At 43.7% G+C, this 22,781-nt stretch carries 25 protein-coding genes; 4 read left to right on the top strand and 21 right to left on the bottom strand.

The genetic code is table 11. The annotated features are described in order from the left end of the window. Window positions 1-22: 22 nt before the first annotated feature. From F0342_RS02535 to F0342_RS02560, 6 genes are all read right to left on the bottom strand, one after another. A complete protein-coding gene (locus tag F0342_RS02535; protein ID WP_149154610.1) occupies window positions 23-1,129 on the bottom strand; it encodes a Leu/Phe/Val dehydrogenase in 1,107 nt (368 codons plus the stop codon). 108 nt (window positions 1,130-1,237) lie between these two features. Further along, complete coding sequence (locus F0342_RS02540; protein ID WP_149154469.1) at window positions 1,238-1,633, bottom strand: thioesterase family protein; 396 nt, start codon at window positions 1,631-1,633, stop codon at window positions 1,238-1,240. Between the two features lie 399 nt (window positions 1,634-2,032). Beyond that, window positions 2,033-2,827: an ABC transporter ATP-binding protein gene (locus tag F0342_RS02545; RefSeq protein WP_149154470.1), complete on the bottom strand. Its 795-nt coding sequence runs from the start codon at window positions 2,825-2,827 to the stop codon at window positions 2,033-2,035. Next, entirely contained in the window at window positions 2,811-3,830 is a 1,020-nt protein-coding gene (locus F0342_RS02550; RefSeq protein WP_149154471.1) for an ABC transporter permease, read from the bottom strand. Before F0342_RS02550 ends, F0342_RS02545 begins: the two co-directional genes overlap by 17 nt. Window positions 3,831-3,846: 16 nt before the next feature. Further along, the gene (locus F0342_RS02555) at window positions 3,847-4,818 is read right to left on the bottom strand and encodes an ABC transporter substrate-binding protein (RefSeq protein ID WP_149154611.1); all 972 of its coding nucleotides are present in this window, start codon (window positions 4,816-4,818) and stop codon (window positions 3,847-3,849) included. A 558-nt stretch (window positions 4,819-5,376) separates the two neighbouring features. Further along, window positions 5,377-6,333, bottom strand: a complete 957-nt coding sequence (locus F0342_RS02560) for an NAD(P)H-dependent flavin oxidoreductase (RefSeq protein WP_149154472.1) — start codon at window positions 6,331-6,333, stop codon at window positions 5,377-5,379. Window positions 6,334-6,532: 199 nt separating this feature from the next. Here F0342_RS02560 and F0342_RS02565 point away from each other — a divergent pair, with 199 nt between their 5' ends. Both F0342_RS02565 and F0342_RS02570 read left to right on the top strand, forming a co-directional pair. Continuing rightward, window positions 6,533-6,868 (top strand): PadR family transcriptional regulator, encoded by a 336-nt coding sequence (locus F0342_RS02565; RefSeq protein WP_149154473.1) that lies wholly within the window; start codon window positions 6,533-6,535, stop codon window positions 6,866-6,868. Then, window positions 6,861-7,526, top strand: a complete 666-nt coding sequence (locus tag F0342_RS02570; protein ID WP_262481607.1) for a DUF1129 family protein — start codon at window positions 6,861-6,863, stop codon at window positions 7,524-7,526. Before F0342_RS02565 ends, F0342_RS02570 begins: the two co-directional genes overlap by 8 nt. Window positions 7,527-7,574: 48 nt before the next feature. Here F0342_RS02570 and paaX read toward each other — a convergent pair whose 3' ends face one another. The 15 genes from paaX to F0342_RS02650 form a co-directional block, all read right to left on the bottom strand. Then, window positions 7,575-8,450, bottom strand: a complete 876-nt coding sequence (gene paaX / locus F0342_RS02575; RefSeq protein ID WP_149154474.1) for a phenylacetic acid degradation operon negative regulatory protein PaaX — start codon at window positions 8,448-8,450, stop codon at window positions 7,575-7,577. A 167-nt stretch (window positions 8,451-8,617) separates the two neighbouring features. Next, window positions 8,618-8,839, bottom strand: coding sequence for a hypothetical protein (locus tag F0342_RS02580; RefSeq protein WP_149154475.1), 222 nt, complete (start codon window positions 8,837-8,839; stop codon window positions 8,618-8,620). 82 nt (window positions 8,840-8,921) lie between these two features. Further along, the gene (locus F0342_RS02585) at window positions 8,922-10,127 is read right to left on the bottom strand and encodes a thiolase family protein (protein WP_149154476.1); all 1,206 of its coding nucleotides are present in this window, start codon (window positions 10,125-10,127) and stop codon (window positions 8,922-8,924) included. Further along, window positions 10,124-10,999, bottom strand: a complete 876-nt coding sequence (locus tag F0342_RS02590; protein ID WP_149154477.1) for a 3-hydroxyacyl-CoA dehydrogenase — start codon at window positions 10,997-10,999, stop codon at window positions 10,124-10,126. The genes F0342_RS02585 and F0342_RS02590 overlap by 4 nt, the downstream gene beginning before the upstream one ends. Before the next feature lie 70 nt (window positions 11,000-11,069). Beyond that, window positions 11,070-12,587, bottom strand: a complete 1,518-nt coding sequence (locus F0342_RS02595) for an aldehyde dehydrogenase family protein (RefSeq protein WP_149154478.1) — start codon at window positions 12,585-12,587, stop codon at window positions 11,070-11,072. Between the two features lie 24 nt (window positions 12,588-12,611). Continuing rightward, the gene (locus F0342_RS02600; RefSeq protein WP_149154479.1) at window positions 12,612-13,385 is read right to left on the bottom strand and encodes an enoyl-CoA hydratase-related protein; all 774 of its coding nucleotides are present in this window, start codon (window positions 13,383-13,385) and stop codon (window positions 12,612-12,614) included. A gap of 12 nt (window positions 13,386-13,397) precedes the next feature. After that, the gene (locus tag F0342_RS02605; RefSeq protein ID WP_149154480.1) at window positions 13,398-14,177 is read right to left on the bottom strand and encodes an enoyl-CoA hydratase/isomerase family protein; all 780 of its coding nucleotides are present in this window, start codon (window positions 14,175-14,177) and stop codon (window positions 13,398-13,400) included. Continuing rightward, window positions 14,170-14,478, bottom strand: a complete 309-nt coding sequence (locus F0342_RS02610; RefSeq protein ID WP_149154481.1) for an EthD family reductase — start codon at window positions 14,476-14,478, stop codon at window positions 14,170-14,172. Before F0342_RS02610 ends, F0342_RS02605 begins: the two co-directional genes overlap by 8 nt. Window positions 14,479-14,774: 296 nt before the next feature. Then, window positions 14,775-15,254 carry a 1,2-phenylacetyl-CoA epoxidase subunit PaaD gene (gene paaD / locus F0342_RS02615; RefSeq protein WP_149154482.1) on the bottom strand — a complete coding sequence of 160 codons (480 nt, stop codon included), beginning with the start codon at window positions 15,252-15,254 and terminating at the stop codon, window positions 14,775-14,777. Between the two features lie 13 nt (window positions 15,255-15,267). Continuing rightward, entirely contained in the window at window positions 15,268-16,110 is an 843-nt protein-coding gene (gene paaC / locus F0342_RS02620) for a 1,2-phenylacetyl-CoA epoxidase subunit PaaC (RefSeq protein ID WP_395940646.1), read from the bottom strand. Next, complete coding sequence (gene paaB, locus F0342_RS02625) at window positions 16,083-16,439, bottom strand: 1,2-phenylacetyl-CoA epoxidase subunit PaaB (protein WP_113968566.1); 357 nt, start codon at window positions 16,437-16,439, stop codon at window positions 16,083-16,085. The genes paaC and paaB overlap by 28 nt, the downstream gene beginning before the upstream one ends. A 15-nt stretch (window positions 16,440-16,454) precedes the next feature. Continuing rightward, window positions 16,455-17,378 (bottom strand): 1,2-phenylacetyl-CoA epoxidase subunit PaaA, encoded by a 924-nt coding sequence (gene paaA / locus F0342_RS02630; protein ID WP_395940655.1) that lies wholly within the window; start codon window positions 17,376-17,378, stop codon window positions 16,455-16,457. Window positions 17,379-17,496: 118 nt separating this feature from the next. Beyond that, the gene (locus tag F0342_RS02635; RefSeq protein WP_149154485.1) at window positions 17,497-18,822 is read right to left on the bottom strand and encodes a phenylacetate--CoA ligase family protein; all 1,326 of its coding nucleotides are present in this window, start codon (window positions 18,820-18,822) and stop codon (window positions 17,497-17,499) included. Between the two features lie 492 nt (window positions 18,823-19,314). Continuing rightward, complete coding sequence (locus tag F0342_RS02645; RefSeq protein ID WP_149154487.1) at window positions 19,315-20,913, bottom strand: MDR family MFS transporter; 1,599 nt, start codon at window positions 20,911-20,913, stop codon at window positions 19,315-19,317. A gap of 15 nt (window positions 20,914-20,928) precedes the next feature. Continuing rightward, window positions 20,929-21,387, bottom strand: coding sequence for a MarR family winged helix-turn-helix transcriptional regulator (locus F0342_RS02650; protein ID WP_149154488.1), 459 nt, complete (start codon window positions 21,385-21,387; stop codon window positions 20,929-20,931). A 322-nt stretch (window positions 21,388-21,709) separates the two neighbouring features. Between F0342_RS02650 and F0342_RS02655 the strand changes: the two genes are divergently transcribed. Together F0342_RS02655 and F0342_RS02660 are read left to right on the top strand one after the other, a co-directional pair. After that, window positions 21,710-21,958 (top strand): YitT family protein, encoded by a 249-nt coding sequence (locus F0342_RS02655; RefSeq protein ID WP_149154489.1) that lies wholly within the window; start codon window positions 21,710-21,712, stop codon window positions 21,956-21,958. Window positions 21,959-22,072: 114 nt separating this feature from the next. Beyond that, window positions 22,073-22,756 (top strand): GntR family transcriptional regulator, encoded by a 684-nt coding sequence (locus tag F0342_RS02660; protein ID WP_223145692.1) that lies wholly within the window; start codon window positions 22,073-22,075, stop codon window positions 22,754-22,756. Window positions 22,757-22,781 lie beyond the last annotated feature (25 nt).

The following is a 22,781-nucleotide window of genomic DNA, read 5'->3' on the forward strand; positions in this document are numbered from 1 at the left end:
CGGTAAACTCCTGATTTGCTTTTTATGTCCTAACCGACCACTTCGGACGCTTCGCATGGGAGAAGAAGCTGTTCCTTCTTGTGCGGGCGTGGATTCTGTCCTCACAGAACCGGTTGGCTGCTTCGACTGTGGTCATGTGCTGGTTTTCTGATTGCAAATAAATATCCTGAAGGCTGTTATAGATGGCGCTTGTCTTTTGCAGGACACGTTCTTTATTTGGTTCGTATAATTCGTCTGCTACTTGAATCAATCCACCTGCATTGACGATGTAATCAGGTGCGTATAAGATCCCTTTTTCGCGCAGCTTCATTCCATGTGAAAGATCTAATAATTGGTTGTTGGCAGAACCGACGACCGCCTTTACCCTCAGCTGATCTACCGTGTGATCATTAATAATCCCACCGATGGCACAAGGAATGAAGACATCTGCATCAACCGAGTAAATCTCATCTCCGGATACGACTTTAATGGCTGCTCCCATCCTGTTTGCCTTAGCTACTAACTGATCGATGGATTTCTGACTGATATCTGTTACATAGAGGTCTGCTCCCTCTTCCAGTAGACGCTCGGCTACTTTAAAGCCTACTTTTCCTAACCCTTGAATGGCATAGCTTTTTCCATGGAGGTCTTTTGAGCCCCATACGTTTTGGTTGGTTGCCTGTAAGCCGTAGATCACGCCCATGGCAGTCGGGATGGATGAATCTCCACTTCCCCCGTATTCTTCATTGACGCCTACAATGCAATTCGTTTCTTTTAAGGCATGGACAAAGTCATCAGGAGTAGTTCCCATGTCTGTCCCTGTATAGAATCTTCCGTTCAGGGATTCAACAAATTGGCCGAAAGCACGGAACAACTCAGGGTGTTTGTCTTTTTCAGGATCTCCGATAATGACGGCTTTTCCTCCACCGAAGTCCACGTCGGCCGCTGCACATTTGTAGGTCATCCCTTTTGATAAACGTAAAACATCCTCAAGTGCTTCATCTACTGAGGTGTAGGGTCTCATTCGACAGCCGCCAAGTGCAGGTCCAAGAGTGGTATTATGTATGGCGATGATGGCTTTCAGTCCTGTTTCTTCATCATTACAGAATACGACCTGTTCATGATTTTGTATTTTTTCGAACATATCCATTTCTCCGCCCCCTACAAGCTCTCCGTTTGTAACCGCTTCCATTTTTGTGAATACGTTAGACACTAAAGCTTCCTCCTTTTACACTGCTATTGATGAAGTAATCAAAACTTAGTTCTCTTTTATTCTTTCATTAATTTTCTCTTTAAGAAGTACGACTTGTTTGACCTCACCTTTCCCAATGAGTCTGTCATTCTCTTTATCTCTGACAGTCACTTCGGTCACGATGATGTTTCGTTCATATTTAATTACGCTCGCTTTAATTTCAAGAGAGGAACCGTTTTTTGCCGGAGCCATATGCTCGACGTTCACCTTGGCTCCCATTCCCTCTTCATGATCTTCCAAATAGGGTAGAATGATCTTTCTTGATGCCCATTCCATGTGGTAAACCATTGAGACGGTTGAATACACAGGGTGCACCACATCTCCTTCAAACTGGGCATACATGCTGGGGGTTACTTCTGTTCTGACGACGGCCGTATGTCCTTCTCCTAATCCAGACTTCATTGCTTTCCCCCTTTAAACCAACAAATTATATATTTTTATATAACGTTAATTCAACGATATAATAACATTTTGTTTTATAAATAGTCAATAAATTGTTAAAATTTAAAATATTATATTAATATAAGTTATGCAGAGGGACGGACCTATCGGCGCAGCCGAAGGTCCGTCCCTCCCTCAAAAGCGGAGGCGGCTTGGGCAGGCCCGACAAGCATAAGGCGAGACCACCGGAAAGGCGCTCTTTGCCTTTTTGGTGGTCTTGACTTATGACCTCGAGGGACTAGCCGCCGAAGCTAGACGATTTCCTTTTCCAGATAGGCAATCAAAGTATTCTCAAAATAAAAAAGCAACGAAACAGGGTTCGTTGCTTTTTGTAGAAGGTTGTTTATTGTTTTTATTAACTTATGAAAGAAGTGCCCGGTCGCTGGCGAGTTTGCTTCCACGGATTCGCTGAAATTCGTGGAGAAGTCCTTCGACTGTGAGGTGTTTTTTCTCTTCTTCATTAACCTCTAATATAATCTGGCCTTTATCCATCATGATCAATCGGTTGCCAAGGTCCAGCGCCTGCTGCATATTATGGGTGACCATCAACGTGGTAAGATTATACTTTTCTACAATCTCTTTCGTCAAGTTCGTAATCAGATCCGCTCTGGCAGGATCCAATGCTGCCGTATGTTCATCCAGCAATAAGATGGACGGTTCGGTGAATGTGGCCATCAATAAAGAAAGAGCCTGTCTTTCCCCTCCTGATAGTAACCCGACCTTCGCATTCAATCGATTCTCAAGCCCGAGGTGAAGTGTTTCCAGTACTTCCTTAAAAAACACTTTCCGTTTTTTCGTCACACCCATTTTAAAGGTGCGTGTTCGATTTCTGGAATACGCCATGGCCAGGTTCTCTTCGATGGTCATAGTAGGTGCAGTGCCTGCCATGGGGTCCTGGAACACGCGACCGATAAGCTTAGATCTTTTATACTCGGACACCTTAGAAACATCATGATCGTCAATCAGAACATTTCCCACATCAGGCAGGAGTACACCGGAAACGATATTCATCAATGTCGATTTCCCGGCTCCATTGCTTCCGATAACAGTGAAGAAATCCCCAGGTTTTAAAGAGAGCTGAATGTCATCAAGGGCGATTTTTTCATCTGGTGTCCCTTCATTAAATACTTTGTGGATTCTATTTAAGTGTAACACCGCTCTCACCCTTTCCATCTGCGATTGAAGATCTGTCTAATCGTTCTGACATTCGCTGCGCCTTTCGTTTCTTATCCTTGTAACGGTCCATCACTTTAGGCATGACAAGGGCAAGAATCACGATTGTCGCTGTGATAAGCTTCATATCCCCTGTTTCCAGGAAATCGACGCGAAGAGCCATGGATACGACTAATCGATAGATAATCGCCCCACCAATGACTGCGAGCGTCGTACGGGCGATCGTCTTAGTTCCAAACAATGCTTCACCGATGATAACCGAAGCAAGTCCGATGATAATCATCCCGATCCCCATTCCGACATCAGCAAATCTGCTATACTGGGCAATCAGTGCCCCCGACAGTGCTACCATACCATTCGATATTCCAAGACCGAGTATAATCATCAGGTTCGTATTAGCAGAGAAACTGCGGATCATCCGCTGATTATCTCCAGTCGCCCGTAATGCCAACCCGATTTCCGTTTTCAAGAAACCGTCTGTTAAAAACTTGATGACAAGCGTGATGATGATCATAATAAATAAAATGCTCCACGTTCCCGGTACAGGCTCTCCAAGCCCCACTGCCATCCACAATTTATTGAGTGCGGCATCGATCCCGAGGGGCGACCAAAATCCTTCCACCCCTGTAAAAGCAGTATCCTGACTTAGTAATGGTACATTCGACCGCCCCATTATCCGGAGATTGATAGAATACAGGGCAATCATCATGAGAATCCCTGATAATAGGGCATTGATTTTTCCAAACGTGTGAAGTAGTCCGGTTATACATCCTGCAACAAATCCGATGACAATCGCTGTAATGGTTGCGATGACTGGATTTACGCCACTAACAATCATGGTGGCAGCGACAGCGGCTCCCGTAACGAAGCTGCCGTCGACTGTTAAATCAGGAAAATCCAATATCCGAAAGGACAAGTAGACTCCGAGGGCCATAATAGCGTAAATGATTCCAGATTCAAAGGATGCGAATATTGCTGTTGGCACGAATCATCATCCTCTCTTATTTCTCTTCGTAAAACTCTCCTAAATCAGACCACGCATCCTGAACTTCTACACCTTGCTCTTCTGCAGCTTGCTTATTGATCATTAACTTAAAGTTCTTTGGATACTCAACATTGATTTCAGAAGTTTTCTTTTCACCTTTTAAAATTTTTGCAGCCATTAGGCCTGTTTCGTAACCAAGATCTTCATAGCTGAATCCACTAGCTGCTATCGCACCTTTTTTCATTGAATCCAGTTCACCCACAAATAGAGGGATATCTTTATCATTTGCTACACTGATGACAGATTCCAATGCAGATACAACGGTATTATCAGTAGGAATGTAAATGGCATCCACACGACCAACCAGGGATTCTGCCGCTTGTTTTACATCTGCTGACGTAGATACAGAAGCTTCAACTACCTTCGATCCCTTTTCTTCAACAAGCTTCTTCACTTCCTCAGCCTGTACAACGGAGTTTTGTTCACCTGAATTATAGATAACTCCAATATTTTTCGCTTTCATTTCATCCGTAATAAATGAAATCGTTTTAGAAATCGCTTCAGGGTGTGTATCCGTCGTTCCAGTAATATTTTCACCTGGCTCTTCGAAAGATTTCACTAATTCAGCACCAACTGGATCGGTTACTGACGTAAAGACGATTGGAATTTCCTTTGTAGCATTTAATGCGTGCTGAGCACTTGGGGTTGAGTTTGCAAAGATGAGGTCGACACCATCACCAACGAAGTTCTTGGCGATCGTTTGTGAATTTGTAGGATCCCCTTGAGCAATTTGAACATCAAACTTTACATTCTTGCCTTCTTCAAGACCGTTTTCAGCCAAAGCCTTCTTAAAACCTTCAAATGCTGCATCTAAAGAAGGATGTTCCACAATCTGGGTTACCCCGATCACATATTGCTTTTCACCATCTTCTCCACCTGAGCTTGTATCACTACCACAGCCCGCTAAAAACAGCATTCCCATCATCATAGAGATGACAACAAGTAATAAACTCTTCTTCTTCACAGAAATCCCCCTTTTTCTCTTCCTGATATATGATCAGTAGTCTGGTAGACTAGCAAATCCAAGTATGATAAAAATCATCACCAACGTAAATACAACGTTATATTATCACTCCTGTCACAAAATAGTCAATAATATTCCGAAAATTTAAAAATTAATACTAGTATAGACGGTATTGTTGATGATTTCTAGAGGATTTGCGGGAAAATATTTTTGTTATGGGGTTGGTGAACGTGATGAGGAGTACAGATTTTAAAATATTTGATGGATATTGGGACTTGGCGATTGGTGGGGAATGCTGAAACAAATCGTTAAATGGTCTCTTTAATAACGGTTTCTATGAAAATCCAGCTTAATTAATGGTTTCCTACTATAGTATTCCCCTTCGAATCTCTCTTTTTTACTTGTTGTGCCAGAATCTAGTAAACTTGTGCCACTTTTATCTAAACTTGTGCCAAATTGAAAACACCACAGTAAAAAAGACACTTCCCCAATAAAGGAAATGCGCCTTTTCACAACAATCTATTAAGATCCCACACTACTACCTGATAGCTTCCTGAAAATCCCCTGGGCATCGTTCATCATTCTCTCAACCAATTCCTTCACCGTCGGGACATCCGATACTAGACCGGACACCTGGCCACCGTTGATAAATCCTTGATCCAACTTCCCTTCAAGTGCTCCAACACGATGATAATCTTCTGAGGTCATTTGACTGAACTCTTCAAGAGCGACCCCCTCTTGTTCTTTTTGAATCAATTGTGCGGCATAAGCCGTTTTCATAACCCTTCTAACCCTTCCGACAGAACGACCGACGATGACGGTGCTATCATCTTTTGCTTCCACTAGTGTCGTTTTATAGTTTTCATGAAAAGGAGCTTCCTGGGTAGCGATGAATCGTGTACCCATTTGCACACCACTGGCACCAAGGGCAAGCATGGAAGCGAGTCCCCTGCCATCACCGATTCCTCCTGCTGCAACCACTGGAATGCCCACGGTATCGACGAGTTGTGGAATAAGGGCAAGCGTTGTCGTTTCAAGATTGGAGTTGATCCCTGCAGCCTCATATCCTTCTGCCACGATCACATCTGCACCGGCGTCTTCCGCTTTCTTTCCTTGCTTTTTCGAAGCGACGACACAGATCACTTTTACGTTGTGTTCATGAAAATAGGGAATGAGCGGGGCAGGATTTCCTGCTGATAAGGAAACGACCGGTATTCCATGTGTCATCACTAAGCGGATCATCTCTTCCAAGTGAGGAGTGATAGAGATTGGGATGTTTAGAGCGAAAGGCTTACTGGTTCTCTTTTTCGTCTCCACGATGATCTTCTCCACTTCCTCCACGCCCATGGTGCCGACTCCGATTGTACCGAGTGCCCCGGCCTCCGAAATTGCCGCCGTCAAGGAGGCGTTGCTGATGTTCCCCATGCCACCTTGAATGATTGGATATTTTATATGTAATACGTTCGTTATGTTATTCATTATAATCCCCCTTCGTTAAATTAATGTTATACTTTTTGGAATTGTACGACAAGTGCCGAAAAGCATTTCCATCAATTTGAATTTTTTATTGACATTTCATTCCAAAACACATATTCTAAAATTACTACTTTGTAAAACAAGGTAGTTGTGTTTTACATCAGTACCTTGTATTGCAATGTATTAAAAAAGGAGGCACTATATGTCTATCCGCAGTCAGCTATTAAAGGGTATATTAGATGGTTGCGTCCTATCTGTGATTGAAAAAGAGCCGATCTACGGATATGAACTTTCTAAAAAATTGCAGTCTTCCGGTTTACAGGATGTGAGCGAAGGGACCATTTATCCAGTGTTGTTACGACTTCAGAAAAGTAACCTGATCCGTGGGGAAATGCAGCCATCTGATTCCGGACCTAACCGAAAATACTATTATTTAACAGAAGAAGGACATTCAGCACTCTCTGATATATCAAGAGAATGGGAACAAATCGTATCACCCGTCACAGCACTATTAAAAAGGGGGAGCCATGATGATTGAAGCAAAGCAGTTAATTGAATTGAACAATCAAAAACGAACAGGATTGTCGGAAGAGAACGAAAAGTATTATTCGGATTTCCTGATATACATGCGCCTACAACTTTCATTATCGGAACAGCGGACCGAGGAAATATTAATGGAAATCCTGGATCATATTATTGACGGGCAGCGTGAAGGGAAAACAGCCAGAATGATTTTAGGGGATGATCCTAAGGCTTACGCTGATGATATCATCGAACAGCTTCCTAATGAAAAGAAGAGAAGTATCGTGGCATTCGTATCATCTTTAGCCATTAACTTATTGGGGTACTTCATGATAATTCGAGGACTCTTATTATTGATTGGGCCGATGTTTAAAGAAATAAGCAGTGAAGTATATCCAGTCACTTCCGGCATATTGGCACTTATCACCTTCATTTCCAGTTTGATTGGGGTAAAAATCATTTTCTCGATCATTAAACATTCTTTATTTAAGGAGAAACAAACCCCTGTGAAAGATTCCATTAAAGCAGGTACAATGGGTATGGTATCGATGGGCATCATAATTTGCGCTACTTACTTCCTGCCTGACCTTGGTCCATCTTTCCTTTTTCCGTGGTATGCTTCTTTAATTTCCGGGGCATCATTATTTGGTATTTCTTATCTTCTGAAAAAATAGAGGTCCGTCCCTCAAAAAACCACTTGCCAAACCGGCAAGTGGTTTTGATCAGTCTAATAATAATGGGTGCGTCATGACGTTGTAGCTCAGGTCTTTGTTTTTCAGTTCGTTGCCGTCTTCGAATACACTTTCGAAGAATCGAGAGGCTGGTTCTGCAAGTTCTTTGTAGTATTCTCCGAAGAGCGAGGCTGCGTGCGCCCCGAGCCATTTTTTAGGCAGGAGTTCTTCAGGTAGACCAGGATCCACAAAGAGGAATTTACGGTATTCGTGGACGAGCTTCGTTCTTTCCACGAAGCATTCGGCATCGGTCATTTGCCCTTTCCCGATTTTACTCTTATCAATCATGTATTGTTGACTGTAATGGGAAATGAATTCCTGGTACCGATCATTGATCTCATTCAGGTCCCAGCTTTTTTCGATCAACCGTTGATTCTCATGTGGACCTTCGTATTCGGCGATGAAGAAATCGACGTACTCTTTAATATCGTATTTTCCAATCAGGGATTGTACTTGTTTTTCCAGATTGTTAGGAGAGATCCAAGTACTCGTCGAAAGGGTTCCAAAGCCGCTCCAGACCAGTTCTTTCCTCAGTTCGTCCCGGATGCTCCTTATTTCTTCAGGGATCGAGTACATAAGGATTCTCCATTTACCGTCCCATTGTTCAGGCTTCAGCTTGAATATCCTGTTTGCCGCTTCTTCCATTCGGATCACGCCGCGTTCTGTGAGGGAGTAGTAGCTTTTGTTCCCTTGTTTCTCTGCCTGGACCCAACCTTGCTTATTCATTCTTGAAATGGCTGCCCGGACTGCTTGATCGTTGTGACCGAATTCATTCAGAAGACGTATCAAACTGCCGATCCATATCTTATTGCCATAGTGTCGTATGTAATCCCCATATAGTGTAAAGATCATTGATCGTGTATTCATCAGTGCCTCTCCTTTAGATAATATCCCGTTTGTTTATGACGTTTAATTTACGTTTGATTTATATATTATCATAAACTTTCCATGAAAATAAATGAATATTAATGATTTTTAAGTTTGAATGAATTTCAGGCACAAAAAAAATCAGGCTCACTTATAGAGCCTGACCCTCAATGATACACCCTCAACATCTCCAGCATCTTAACAAATTCATATGAATTGATAACCTGTTCCTTCGACCAATTCGTCTCGATCCATGTTACAAGCTCTTCCTGGCTGTTAAACACTTCCCCGCTCGTATCGGCTTTCCTTATTAAATACCTTCCGTTATCCTCATCCGCGACTACGAGACAAGGAATCTCGCTTTCTTTTGTCATGATTTCAAATTCCATCTCACTCACCTCAATTCTATCTTTTCTAAAAAGGGGCGATTCTAATCACAAAAAGAGCCCTGCACATACAGGACTCAAACTATTAAGTTTCAATATTCTCTACTAAAGTCGCAATCCCCTGGCCGACACCAATACACATGGTAGATAAGCCGTACCGTACCTTTCTCTTTTTCATTTCATACAGAAGGGTGGTAAGGATACGTGCTCCACTTGCTCCAAGTGGATGACCGAAGGCGATCGCTCCTCCATTGACATTGACGATTTCTTCATTTAACCCTAGCTCTCGGATGCAGGCAATGGATTGTGCAGCGAATGCTTCATTAAGCTCCACTAAGCCGATTTGGTCAAGGGCAAGGCCCGACCGTTTCAGTACCTTCTGAGTGGCATAGATCGGTCCTAGTCCCATCACAGATGGTTCAAGCCCTGAAGTGGCCGATGTCATGTAGCGGGCCAGCGGAGTAACGCCTAATTCTTCTGCCTTCTCCCTGCTCATTAATAACAGAGCAGATGCACCATCATTGACTCCTGATGCATTCCCTGCCGTCACCGTTCCGCCTTGGAATAACGGCTTAAGCTTCTGCAGTTTGTCACTATTGGTATCGGGTCTTGGGTGTTCATCGAACTGAAACGTTGAAAGGTTACCTTTTCTGTCACGTAACTCGACGGGCACGATTTCCGTTTTAAACCGTTCTTCATCCATGGCACGTTTCGCTTTCATTTGGCTCCAGTAAGCAAAGTGATCTTGTTCTTCCCTCGAAATGCCGAACTGTTTCGCCACGTTTTCCGCAGTTTCCGGCATAGAATCGGTCCCGAATTTTTCTTTCAGACGGGCATTGACGAAGCGCCATCCGATAGTCGTATCGAACATTTCCATATTACCTCTTGGGAAATCCTTTGAAGGCTTTGCCATGACGTAAGGAGCACGGGTCATACTTTCGGTCCCGCCTGCAATGAAAACATCCCCTTCATTAGCCAAAATGGCTCTCGCCGCATAGTTAACAGCGTCCAGTCCAGAACCGCATAAACGGTTGATGGTGGTGGCACCGACATCAACAGGGAGACCTGCCAGAAGTGTCGACATTCGGGCTACGTTCCTGTTGTCCTCGCCGGCACCGTTTGCATTTCCAAGTACCACCTCTTCAATCGTATCCACCGGGACGAGGGGATTACGTTCGACGAGTGCTTTAATAACATGCGCGCCCAAATCATCAGGACGCACCTCTTTTAAAGAGCCTTTGTATTTTCCAATCGGAGTACGGACGGCATCGACAATGACAACCTCTCTCATGACTGGTGCTCCTTTTCCTTTGTTTCCGAGTAATCATAAACACCTTTACCAGTTTTTCGGCCAAGACGTCCTGCCTTCACATATTTCTCTAAAAGAGGGGCCGGGCGATACTTTTCTCCAAGCTTTTCATGAAGGTACTTAAGATTATTCAATCGTGTATCCAGTCCGACTAAATCTCCAAGTTCAAACGGACCCATCGGATAATTTAATCCGAGCTTGATTGCTTTATCGATTTCTTCAGGAGAACCGAGTCCTTCCTGGAGCATGTAAAAGGCTTCATTCCCGACGAGGGCAGAGATTCTGCTTGTGACAAAACCAGGGAACTCATTGATGACCACTGTTTCTTTCCCCATCAGGCGGGCTACTTGCTGGATGACCTCCGTCGTTTCATCACTTGTTTCCAATCCCTTCACGATTTCAACGAGTGGCATTTTATGTACGGGGTTGAAAAAGTGCATGGCAATGACCTTGTCAGGTCGTTTCGTAAATGAGGCAATTTCCGTCGGACTCATGGTGGAAGTATTTGTTGCCAAATAACAATACTCAGGTGCATGCGCGTCCAGCACTTCAAATACGCCACGCTTGATATCTGTCTTTTCCGGAACGGCTTCGATGACCACATCGGCATCCCGTACGGCAAACGAAAGATTCGTTGAATAACTCATAAGCTCTTTCGCTTCTACGTACTGCTGCTGAGTGAGCTTATTCCTTTCTATTCCTTTTTGAAAAATGAGCTGAATCTCATTTTTGGCATGATCCAACTGCTCTTGTTTAATATCAACCAGTGTGGTTCGGAATCCTCCAACTGCACTTACATAGGCAATCCCCCTACCCATTACTCCGGAACCAACTACCACGATATGCTGCGTCATGTTTGCTTTCCCCTTTCTTGCAATAAGGGGTTGACCCGGATAGGACAACCCCCTGCTTGTTAATGTCTTCTTACACACCAAATGGATTTAACGGACGGTTTCCGAAGTAAGAAATGATACTCTTTGTTTCTGTGTAAAGATCGAGCGTTTCAACGCAAAGCTCACGGCCGAATCCGGACTGCTTGTAGCCTCCGAATGGAGTACCCGGGAATGCGGAGAACGGGCAGTTCACCATCACAATTCCGGCTTGGATCGCTTTCGATACTCTTGTCGCACGGCCATGGTTTTGAGTCCATACCGCTGAACCAAGACCATATTCGCTATCGTTGGCCATTTTAATCGCTTCTTTTTCATCTTTGAATTTCATTACCACCACAACGGGTCCGAAGATTTCTTCTTTTACAACCTTCATGTCGTGATTCACATCTGTTATGATGGTTGGCTCATACCAATAGCCTTTTTCGAAGCCTTCAACCTTCGCAGGGCTTCCCCCGACTAAGATCGTTGCCCCTTCTTCTTTGGCTGATTGAACATAACCGTCGATCGTGTCAAGCTGGTCCTGATTAATGATCGCCCCGATATGAGTACCTTTATCGTGAGGGTCGGCCAGTTTCAGCTTCTTCGTCTTCTCAACGAATTTCTCCATGAACTCATCGTATATATCTTCATGTACATACAGTCTGGATCGTGCTTCACAGGACTGGCCTGTATTATAGAAGATTCCGAACAGGGAACCATCCACCGCTGCATCGATATCTGCATCTTCAAATACGATGTTTGGTGACTTCCCACCTAATTCAAGAGTGACTCTCTTTAGGGTTTGAGACGCCTTTTCCATAATATTTTTACCGATAGGAGTGGAACCTGTGAAGGCTACTTTATCAACCTTTTCATGCTCAACTAAGTAATTACCGACAGAAGAACCTGCACCCGGGATGATGTTGACAACCCCTTCAGGCACACCGGCTTCGATACAGATTTCACCCAAGACAATCGCTGTTAATGGTGTAAGAGTCGCTGGTTTCACCACAACCGAGCAGCCTGACGCAATGGCAGGAGCAATTTTCCACGCCGCCATCATCAATGGATAATTCCACGGAATGATTTGAGCACATACACCGACCGGCTCTTTCTCCGCAACATTCATGAATTGCCCTGGTACATTATTCACCGTTCCACGATGGCCCACAATCGCTCCTGCATAGAATTCAAAGTCTTCGATCGCTTGCATCACTTGACCTTGTGCGGCAGATAGTGATTTCCCGCTATCCATGATTTCAAGAGAGACAAGTTCATTAAAACGTGATCTCATAATGCCTGCAATTTTATTGAGCACGCGGGAACGCTTATTGATCGGGAACTTCTTCCACTTACCGTAGTCAAACGCGTTTCTCGCTGCTTCAACCGCTTTTTCAGCATCTTGGGCAGATGCCAGTGAAACGGTGGCAATCGCCTCACCTGTCGCTGGATTGTACGTCGTAAAGGTTTCACCTGAACCGCTTTCCATACGTTTGCCGTTGATCACCAATGAATAATGTTCTCTTTTCATTTCAAGGACTTCAAAGCTTTGCTCTTTTACTGTAGACATAACTCCATCTCCTTTTTGATTGAATTATTTTCCGTGAAAGGCTGGTCTTCTTTTCTCCATAAATGCTGTCACACCTTCGCGGTGATCTTCTGTCTGGCCTGCGATCCGTTGGGCACAGGCTTCTTTTTCTAAGTATTCGTTGAAGGATAGATCCGCACTCACCTTTAATAAACGCTTCATCAAGCCGATTGCTTTCGTTGGCATGACGGCGATTCCTTCGGCAAACGCAGTCGTCTCTTCCTGCCACTCTTCACGTGATATGATTTTCGTGACAAGACCTAGCTTTTCTGCATCGATCGCCTTTATCTTCTCTCCAAACACCGCCAGTTCCAGCGCTTTTGCGTAGCCAACAATCTTTGATAAATAATAAAGATTCCCTGAATCCGGGACTAAACCGACATGTACAAATGCTTGCACAAAGCTTGCTTTCTCAGACACCAGCCTGAAGTCACAGGCAAGGGCCAGACTGAATCCCGCTCCTGCCGCCACTCCATTGACTGCGGCGATCACCGGCTTTTCACACTGCTCGATTTCTTTTACCATCGGTCCGTAGTTATGGCGCAGCACTTCACCGTGATCCATGGATTCATCCACTTCACTTAGATCCTGTCCCGAGCAAAATGCCCTGCCTTCCCCCGTGATGACGATGGCTCTCACTTCTTCATTTCTCGAAGACTCTTTTATAGCCTTTTGGATTTCCAGATTAAGTTGACGGATGAAAGCGTTCAGCTTATCAGGACGATTCAAGGTAATCCAGGCTACGTTATTCTTCACTTCGTACTTAATCGTTTCAAACATGCGGCAGCCTCCTTATTTCCCTTTAAAATTCGGTTTCCGTTTTTCCACAAAAGCCTTCATGCCTTCTTTCTGATCTTCAGAGGCAAAGAGAAGATAGAAGTTCTTCCGCTCATATTGCATCCCTTCATAAATCGAAGAATCAACGGCTTTATGAACAGATTCTTTGATCAATCTCAAGGAAAGCGGCGGCTTTGCAGTTAATTTCTTCGCAAACTTCTCGGTTTCTTCTATTAATAATTCTTTCGCAATCGTTCGGTTGACGACTCCCCATTCAAGAGCTTGCGTGGCTGTAAACATGTCTCCGGACAACAACCATTCCATCGCTCTTGATTTCCCTATTAGCTTGGTGAGCCTTTGGGTTCCACCCGCTCCGGGCATGACACCAAGATTCACTTCAGGAAATCCGAAGCTTGCATCCTCAGAAGCGAATAGAATGTCGCAGCAAAGAGCTAACTCAAACCCGCCGCCTAATGCAAACCCCTGGACCGCTCCGATGATCGGCTTCTTGATCCAGGCAAGGCGGTCCCATTCTGTGAATTGATTCAAGAGTTCTAAATCAATGGCCCCGTCTTCCGCCATTTCATCAATGTCTGCTCCTGCAGCAAAGGCTCTGCCCCTACCTGATAAAACAATTGCTTTCACACTGTCGTTCCGGTCGAATGCCTCGAAAGCATTGACTAACTCCGATACCATAGGACGATTGATGGCGTTCAGAACTTTAGGTCTATTTAATTCAATAAAACCAAGTCCGTCCCTCTCGCTCACTACGATATATTCGTACTCTTTATTCATTCACTTCTTCACCGATCATAAGAGTGACTAACTCTGCGGCAAAGCCCATAAGGTCCTTCCCGGAGGCTTTGCCTTCATCGGATTTCATGGCTGCTTTCATCGCTTCATGATTGTCATAATACATTTCGCACATTAAGTAGTATTTGCCTTCTCCACCCATAGGTGAACCGACGATTCTCGTTACATCCATCTTTTTAAGGCCCGGAATTTTTGCCGTGATCGGAGCGTGGGTATTGAAGTAATGCTCATCAAATTTCTCTTTGTTTTCAGGGTGCTTATACAATGCGATTAGTTTTACCATAGTGGAATCTCTCCTTTGATTTTCAATAGTTTATTTTGGTTCTATTTGTAATAAGACAGTAGTAGTTGATTTCCGCTACAGACGCTCGCTTTCCGCGGGGCGGGCGGTGAGCCTCCTCGGCTTCGCCTGCGGGGTCTCACCTGTCCCGCTATTCCCGCAGGAGTCGCGCGCCTGCAGCGAGAAGCAACTTTCTGATAATTCGGTTTACTTTAACAAAACCCTACAAAACAACAATCTTTTAGAGCTTTTTAATAGATTTAGATAAAGGTGCTATAAGCAAAAACTTACTAAACACTTCACATCATCGTCGATATTGGCTTCATGGCTTCGAACGGGTTGCGGCATTGCTTGCAGTATAGAATGCTTCTGCAGGCGGTTGGACCGAACAGGTTCTCCATTGAAGTATAGGGGGAATCGCAATATGGGCAGTGAATCTCCCAATCTTCTTCCCCGTTGAATTGTTCAGGCGGGGGTGCTATACCGAATTCTTTCAGTCTCTCCCGTCCATTTTTCGTTAACCTGTCTGATGTCCATGGAGGAGAATAAACAAATTGAACCTGTATATATTGAATTCCAAGCTGATCCCGACACGCCTTCTCCACATTCCCTTTAATAATTTCCAATGCCGGGCAGCCTACAAAGGTTGGTAGGAGCTCAATCATCAGAGCACCTTCGTGGTGATGTATGCGATTGACCATTCCAAGATCTACAATGCTGATGGAATCAATTTCAGGATCTTTCACTGTTTGAAGAACTTCTAAAACGGTTGCAGTCATATTCCTTCATCCTTTACCAGCTTGCTGCGGGATTTGTGTTATAGACTTCGCTTAATGTGGAAAGTGCCGTATCCAGTTCAGGAGTGTGTTCACCTAAACGTCCATTCCCCTTTTTCATGCTTACATTCGGAGGAAAGGATAGTTGAGTGGATTGGAAAACCGGTTGAAGGGCAAGCTCCCATCGTTTCGACAAATTCTCTTCTCCTTCGATCAGCGCCATAATTGACATCTCTTTTACCTTTGGCCCAAGGGTGAGTACTCCCTGGAATTCATCCAATACTCGTTCAATCGCCTTATTCATTCGCTCCCTTGCTTCACCGCCGGCATTCATTAATTGAATGAACCAGGTTTTCCAGTGCAGCAGGTGATAATATAATTCTGTGTTGATTTTGATTGCCATTTCGGCAAGTGGTTCATAGGAGGAGTTCTTTAATGAGTCAATTCTTACCTTTTTGGCGACGCTGTAGAAATAATGTCTTACAACAGCAAAGGCCCAGTCGTAGCGGGGTTCTTGTAGATAGTGCCCGGGTCCATTCACTTCTTCCAGTAAGATGGCATTTCTTCGTTCTGATGCCTTCCTTCCATGTGCCAGTTGGTCCTGATCCCCTTCCCCTAACTCTTCAAGGAGCTGATAGAACATTGTGGCATGCCCCATCGTGTCTTGATTAATGGATGAAAACGCCACATCCTCTTCAATATGAGGAGCGAGTCCCAGCCATTCAGAACCACGATACGCAAGGATGAAATCATCGTCGGCCAGTTGATAGAGCAGGCTCAGAAGCGCTTCTTTATAATCTGCGTTCGGGATGTCATTTGGACTATTCACTTTCATTTCTTCTTCACCAACTCTCCCCATGACATGATTTCTTTCTCATCGAGCATTTCCTGTTCGTACTGTCTCCACTTCTTCTTCAGATAACCGTAGCCTTTGGCGTTCCGGTAATCTTTATTATCAAGACGGCCGACACTCTCTCTTTCCTCGGGTGTCATCATCCGGACGTCCGACCGCTTCACAACCCATATATCCGAGACCGGCTCTCTTCTCATGAAATTCTCTTGAGCCATCACCATGGCAAGCTCATGGTTGGGTGCTAACAGACTGAATTGATGCTGCATCTGCGCCCCGTCCGTCCTCTTACTAAACACTTCAAATTCCTGATAAAAGTTCTGCCCCTTGTCAGACATCCTTCTCATTCCTTTCTAGCTTACTTGGTCACTAGGGCTTAATGCTTCGCGAACCCACGCATTATTGTCGTAGGATAATTCTCTTAAACGAAGGCGATCCTTTGATTTTGGACCTTTGTTCCGAATGATTTCCTTGAAGCGGTTCCAGTCGGGCTGCTTATAGATCCATAAGTCCTTTTCTTCATCGAAGTACATCGTCTCATCTGGAAGAGTCAGTCCTAACGACAGCATCCTTGGAACATATTTCGTGAAAAAGTCCTGTCTCAGCTGTTCATTTGTTTTCGTCCGGATGTTGTATTTAATGGTGATGTCCTGTTTAGAGGAACCTGTCGTTTTCGCATCACCCGGTCCAAAGAACATAAGAAGCGATTCCCACCAGCGGTCAACTGCATCCTGAACTAATGCTCTTTGATCGGGAGTTCCTTCTGCCAGAGCCATGATGATGGCTTCACCATGCTGTGCGTGGAACACTTCTTCCGCACAAATTCGTTTAAGCGCCCGGGCATATGGACCGTATGAAGCATGGAGCATATTCGTCTGTGTGATGATCGCTGCCCCGTCCACAAGCCAGCCGATCAATCCAGCGTCTCCCCAGGTAGGTGCTTCCATGTGAAAGACGTTATGAAACTTTAAATCTCCTGAAAACAAATCTTTCATAATGTGCTCACGTGTTTTCCCGTAAGGCTTCATTAAATCTTCCGCTACACGAAGCAAAAGCTGTCCATGGCCCATCTCGTCCTGAACCTTCGCCATGATTCCAAGCTTCCTTCTTAGTGTAGGTGCTTTCGGTACCCACTCTTTCTCGGGAAGCGCCCCCATGATTTCACTGATCCCATGCATGGATATCAGCTTGATCAGTGCATTCCGATACTCATCAGGCATCCAATCATCCGCTTCAATCTTTTCATCATTTTCAATCTTTCTCATAAAATGAGTCATACGCTCTTCTTCCGTCAGATGTTGGTTTGATAATACGTCACTCACTGTAGCTCCTCCTTTATCACACAGTTAATACGCGGGTGCTATATTGTGTGATAACTATTTTTCTCAAAAAAATTTATTGAAACATGGCTTCTCCTCTAAGATCCACAATCCGGATGGCTTTCCCTTCTGAACGGGGGATTTCTTTCGGTTCCCTGATTTTCACATCCATGGAAACATAGCAACGATCTTTCATGAGGCTTTTCACTCTTGCTTCCAATTGATTGAATCCTTCATTCTTTATGTCTTGAGACATTCCTTGGTAGCATTCATCCGTTACCTCAACCTGCAACTCCACCAAATCGAGTGCCCCTTTTTTCTTTAAGTGAACCTGATAATGTGGTGCAAGCTCACTTATCTGAAGCAGGAAGTGTTCCATTTCTGATGGAAACACGTTCACTCCCCTGATGATGAGCATGTCATCCACTCTTCCCTTGACACGTGACATCTTCACCGTCGTTCTTCCACACGAGCATCTCCCGTGCTTAATCGAAGCAATATCACCGGTTCTATAACGGATGATTGGAAAGGCTTCCTTCGTTAAACTTGTAAACACAAGCTCACCGACTTCCCCCTCTGGTAAAGGCTCTAACGTATCAGGGTTAATGACCTCCACTAGGAAATGATCCTCTGCAATATGAAGTCCATCCTGAGCTTCGTGGCATTCCATGGCAACTCCCGGGCCGATGACTTCACTTAAGCCATAAATGTCACACGCTTTAATATCGAGCTTTCTCTCCAACGTTTCTCTCATTGCATTTGACCAGGGCTCGGCCCCGAATATTCCATATCGTAAGGTTAGTGAAGCCGGATCCTTCCCTTGCGCCTCCATTGTTTCTGCTAAATTGAGGACGTAGGATGGCGTGCCGCATATGACCGTCGGCTGGAAGTCTTCCAGCAAGGTTATTTGCCTGGACATGTTTCCGCCTGATACCGGCACCGTGATCATCCCAAGCTTCTCACTTCCATAATGAAGTCCCAAACCTCCTGTAAACAGTCCGTATCCGTATGCATTATGCAGGACGTCCCCCGATTTTCCACCTGACATGGCAATGGCACGGGCCACAATTTCTCCCCACATGTTGATATCGTTCTGGGTATACCCTACAACCGTTGGCTTTCCACTTGTTCCGGAAGATGCATGGACCCTTACCATTTCTTCACGCTTGACAGCGAACAGGCCAAAAGGGTAATGATCGCGTAAATCCCCCTTTTTTGTAAGCGGTAACATTTTGAGGTTTGACAAAGACTTTATATCCTGTGGTTTCAGACCTCTCAGGTCAAATTGTTCACGGTAAAAAGGGACTCGTTCATACACATAAGCAGCAATATGTTGTAATCTCTCTAGTTGAAGGCGTTCCATTTGCGATCGACTGGCAGTTTCAATCTCATGCAATATCAACGTATCGACCTCCTGTCACAATATAAAATATATTTATATAACGTTATTAATTCGTTTATGTAAATATGTGTTATATTCATCTACTCAAAAGATAACGTTTCTGCTGAACATTGTCAATATATTTTCAGAAAATTTCATCAAAGCAAATTCGGGGACGGATAGGAGAGAAGCGAGCTTGTAGTGCCAAATCGTGCACCAACATTTCTTCTTCCTAATACACCAAAGGTTCACCCCAAAAGAAGGACATCCCATACCAATTCGCTTACTTTTTTCAAAATCATCCACAGCAAATTCGAAATGCACGGTGTTATGATCACTATCTTCAATGTAGAAATTCCGACCATTTATCAAGAACTTTGTTTCACTTGAGCCCCGTTCTTCAACCTTCATTCCAATGATATTCGTGTAAAATTTATGAAGTTTCATTTGTATGAGGTACGAAAAACCAACTAATAAAAAGCTTGCTTTGAAATTCAAAGCAAGCTTTTCTTATTATTCAGTAGCCGGTTTAAGCGTTGTCTCCTCTTTGAGCGCTTCTTCCTGCAACTCTTTATCTCGTTTAATTCTTCCATTGCCGACTGATAGGGCTACTCCTACGCCAATAGCGATGAATATTAAACCTGTTAAGAATACAGTTGTGAAGGCATCAGACCATGCTGTTTCAATGGAAGCAATCACGATGCTGCCTACCACTTTCGGAACATCCAGTAAACCTGGTGTTACAAGCAGTCCGAACAGGGCATCTGTTTTCTCACTTAACCCTGCAAGAATCTGACTTGCAGCTGGATTATCCTGCTGTGCCGTCACTTCCTTCATATTCTCTTGAAGTGATTGATTCATAACGGCATTCAATACTGTAATCCCAATCGTTCCACCGATCGAACGGAAGAAGGTGGCCGATGATGTGACAGCCCCCAATCGGGACTTAGGGAATTCATTTTGAACAGCAATCATAAGTGTTGGCATCACCAGACCCATTCCAAATCCCATGACCACCATAAAAAAGTATGCTGTATATTCTTTAGAATCCGGTCCCATCGTACTCATCAAGAAAAAGCCGACTACTGTAGTGAGCATACCTGCCGTAAGAACGGTGCGGTATTTCAGTTTCAGTAATAATCTGCCCCCGATGATGCTTGCCAAAATCATCGCGATCATCATTGGAGTCATGGTAGAACCTGCCTGGGTTGGTGTAACCCCGAGAATCCCCTGCATGAACATCGGTACAAACATAATCGCTCCGAACATTCCTAATCCAAGCAGGAAACCTAACGCATTCGTCGTCGCAAACACTCTATTCTTAAAAAGGCTTAGATCCAGGATCGGTTCTTTTGCTTTGTTTTCGATGAAACCAAACAGAAGCAGTAATACGATGGATCCCCCAAAGATCAGAAAGCTTGTTCCTGACGCCCACTCGAATTTGTCTCCACCGAAATTCAACCCTATCAGTAAAAGCACTAACGCCGGAATCAGGGTAATGATCCCTAAATAATCTATGCTCACCTTATCTGTCGGGCGTCCAACGTTTTCATACTTCAAACCGACGAACAATAGAAGCGCTGATAATAAACCAAATGGGACGTTAATCAAGAAAATCCAGTGCCAGCTGATTGTATCAACGATAAAGCCTCCAATAAATGGACCGATTACGGAGCTTAGTCCGAATAACGCTCCAAACACCCCCTGCCACTTGGCGCGCTGCTCAGCCGTGAAGATATCCCCAATGATCGTTTGGGATAGAGGCATGATCATTCCTCCGCCAATCCCTTGAAGACCGCGATATAACACAAGCTGTTCCATGGAAGTGGCCGTTGCACATAATCCTGATCCAATGATAAAAATGATGACACCGATTAAATACAATAATCTCCTGCCATATAAATCCGATAACTTCCCGACAATCGGAGTAACGGTAGTAGAAGTAATCAGATAAGCCGTGGTCACCCACGCAAAAATGGAAAAACCGTTCAATTCAGCAATGATCGTTGGCATCGCTGTCCCTACTACGGTTTGTTCGAGGGCACTAAAGAACATCCCTATGATTAAGCCGGTCAGAACTAAGCGTTTATTGATCCCTGGTTGTATGGACATAATATGTTTCTCTCCTTATTCTTCTGTTGATTGATTTTCCACGGCTGAAGCGAGCTTTTCATATATCATGACAAGTTGATTGACATCTTTTTCATCAAGAAAAGCCAGATAACGGGAAAAAATTTCTCTTCTTTTGGCTTTCGCCTTCTCAAAAACCTCACGCCCCGCCGCTGTTAGATCCAATTTTACGATGCGTCGGTCCTTTTCATCCCTTTCCCGGGTGACAAAGTCATTTTTGAGTAATCGGTCGATCATGACCGTAATCGCACTGGGCTTTACGTCCAGCCTATCTGCAAGCTCCGTCGATTTTGTACCTTCTGATTCAGATAAGAGATAAAGAATATAAAACTGAGGACCTGTTATATTCATTTCATTTAATGAAGAAGTCAGATCTTGTTGAATATGTCTGTTCGAGATTTGAAATGCATTGAACAATCGATCTATATAAGAATGCTGGATATACTTCGGGTCCATTTTGCTCCTCCACTTCTATTCACACCATTAATATTTAACCTATTTAAATATTAATTAGGTTAGGTAAAAAAGTCAACTTTTTTTTCTCTCCAATATTCGTTCAAAAAAAGTCAGAAAAAATTCATAATAAAAACTTTTATACGTAAATGCTTACATTTAAATTTCCCATTTACATCCTAGTATTCACTCTTTACAATCGGGTTGATTGTTTTTCAACTACTGTTACTGAAAGGAGCTTGCTCCACGATGAAACAAGTTCAATCCCTACTAAACATTACTCTTGGCGCTTTCTTGATTGCATTGATTCAATGAAAACAAAGAAATGGTGATCATAAGCGAACACAGTGAGGAAATTAAGCAATTTATCGTTGGAGACCTTAAAAAAGGGGCCACTCTCCATTCAGCAAAAGGGGCTTTTTCAGATGACCAAAAAGAAGTCATCACAACCATTCTTGGTCGTAAAGAATTCTCGAAATTGAAATCATATATTCAATCGACCGATGATAAAGCATTTATCACCGTACACAGCATGAACGAAATTTGGGGACAGAATTTTAAATCATTTGCTTAAAAGGCTGATCCGGTCAGGTGTCATTTTAAGAATTTTGGGACACCTGATTTTGGATCAGCCTTTTTTTCGTATATGATAGACATTATGAAATAATAGATTGAATGGATGATGAACGTGAAGAAGAGACAAACCGCAGAGTTTAGAGTCTATGGGCAACTGAAGGATGCCTTACTTGCCAGAAAGATCGCTCCGGGAACCCAGCTTGTGGAACAAATCATCTCTCTGAAGATGAATGTAAGCAGAACTCCCATCCGACATGCGTTGAAACGACTGGAAGCCGAAGGACTGGTTCAGATCATTCCGAATCGGGGCGCATTTGTCGTCCATCCCACAAAAGAAGAGATTATATCTTTCTTTGAATTAAGGAAAGAACTAGAATTCCTTACTGTCAAATACGGCCTCCCAAAGGTGAAAAAATCGCATATGTCAAAGCTTTATGCGTTTCTTGAAGATGAGCAGGAAACCTACAAACAAAAGGATCTGTTAAAATACGTCGAGCTCAATAAACAGTTTCATTTATTTCTCGCAGAGGTCAGCGGGAATAAATTCCTGATACGATATATGGATGAAATGCTTACTCAGTCTAACGTCTATCTGTTTTTATTTGATGTGTTTTATCATGTTGAACCAGGTGAGAACGTCCGTTTTCGCGAACATGAAGAAATGGTAAAAGCGATTGAAAACAAAGATCAGCAAACTTTGTTGGAACTGATCGACCTCCATATGAAGCATAGTTTTGATGATTTACAATTGGAGGATAATGGGTATTCCTCTCTTGAAACTGTTTTAGTAGATTAATACGTGCAAAAAGCCGGTTCCCACT

The organism is Bacillus sp. CH30_1T (assembly GCF_008364765.1).
Lineage (GTDB): Bacteria > Bacillota > Bacilli > Bacillales > Bacillaceae_B > Rossellomorea.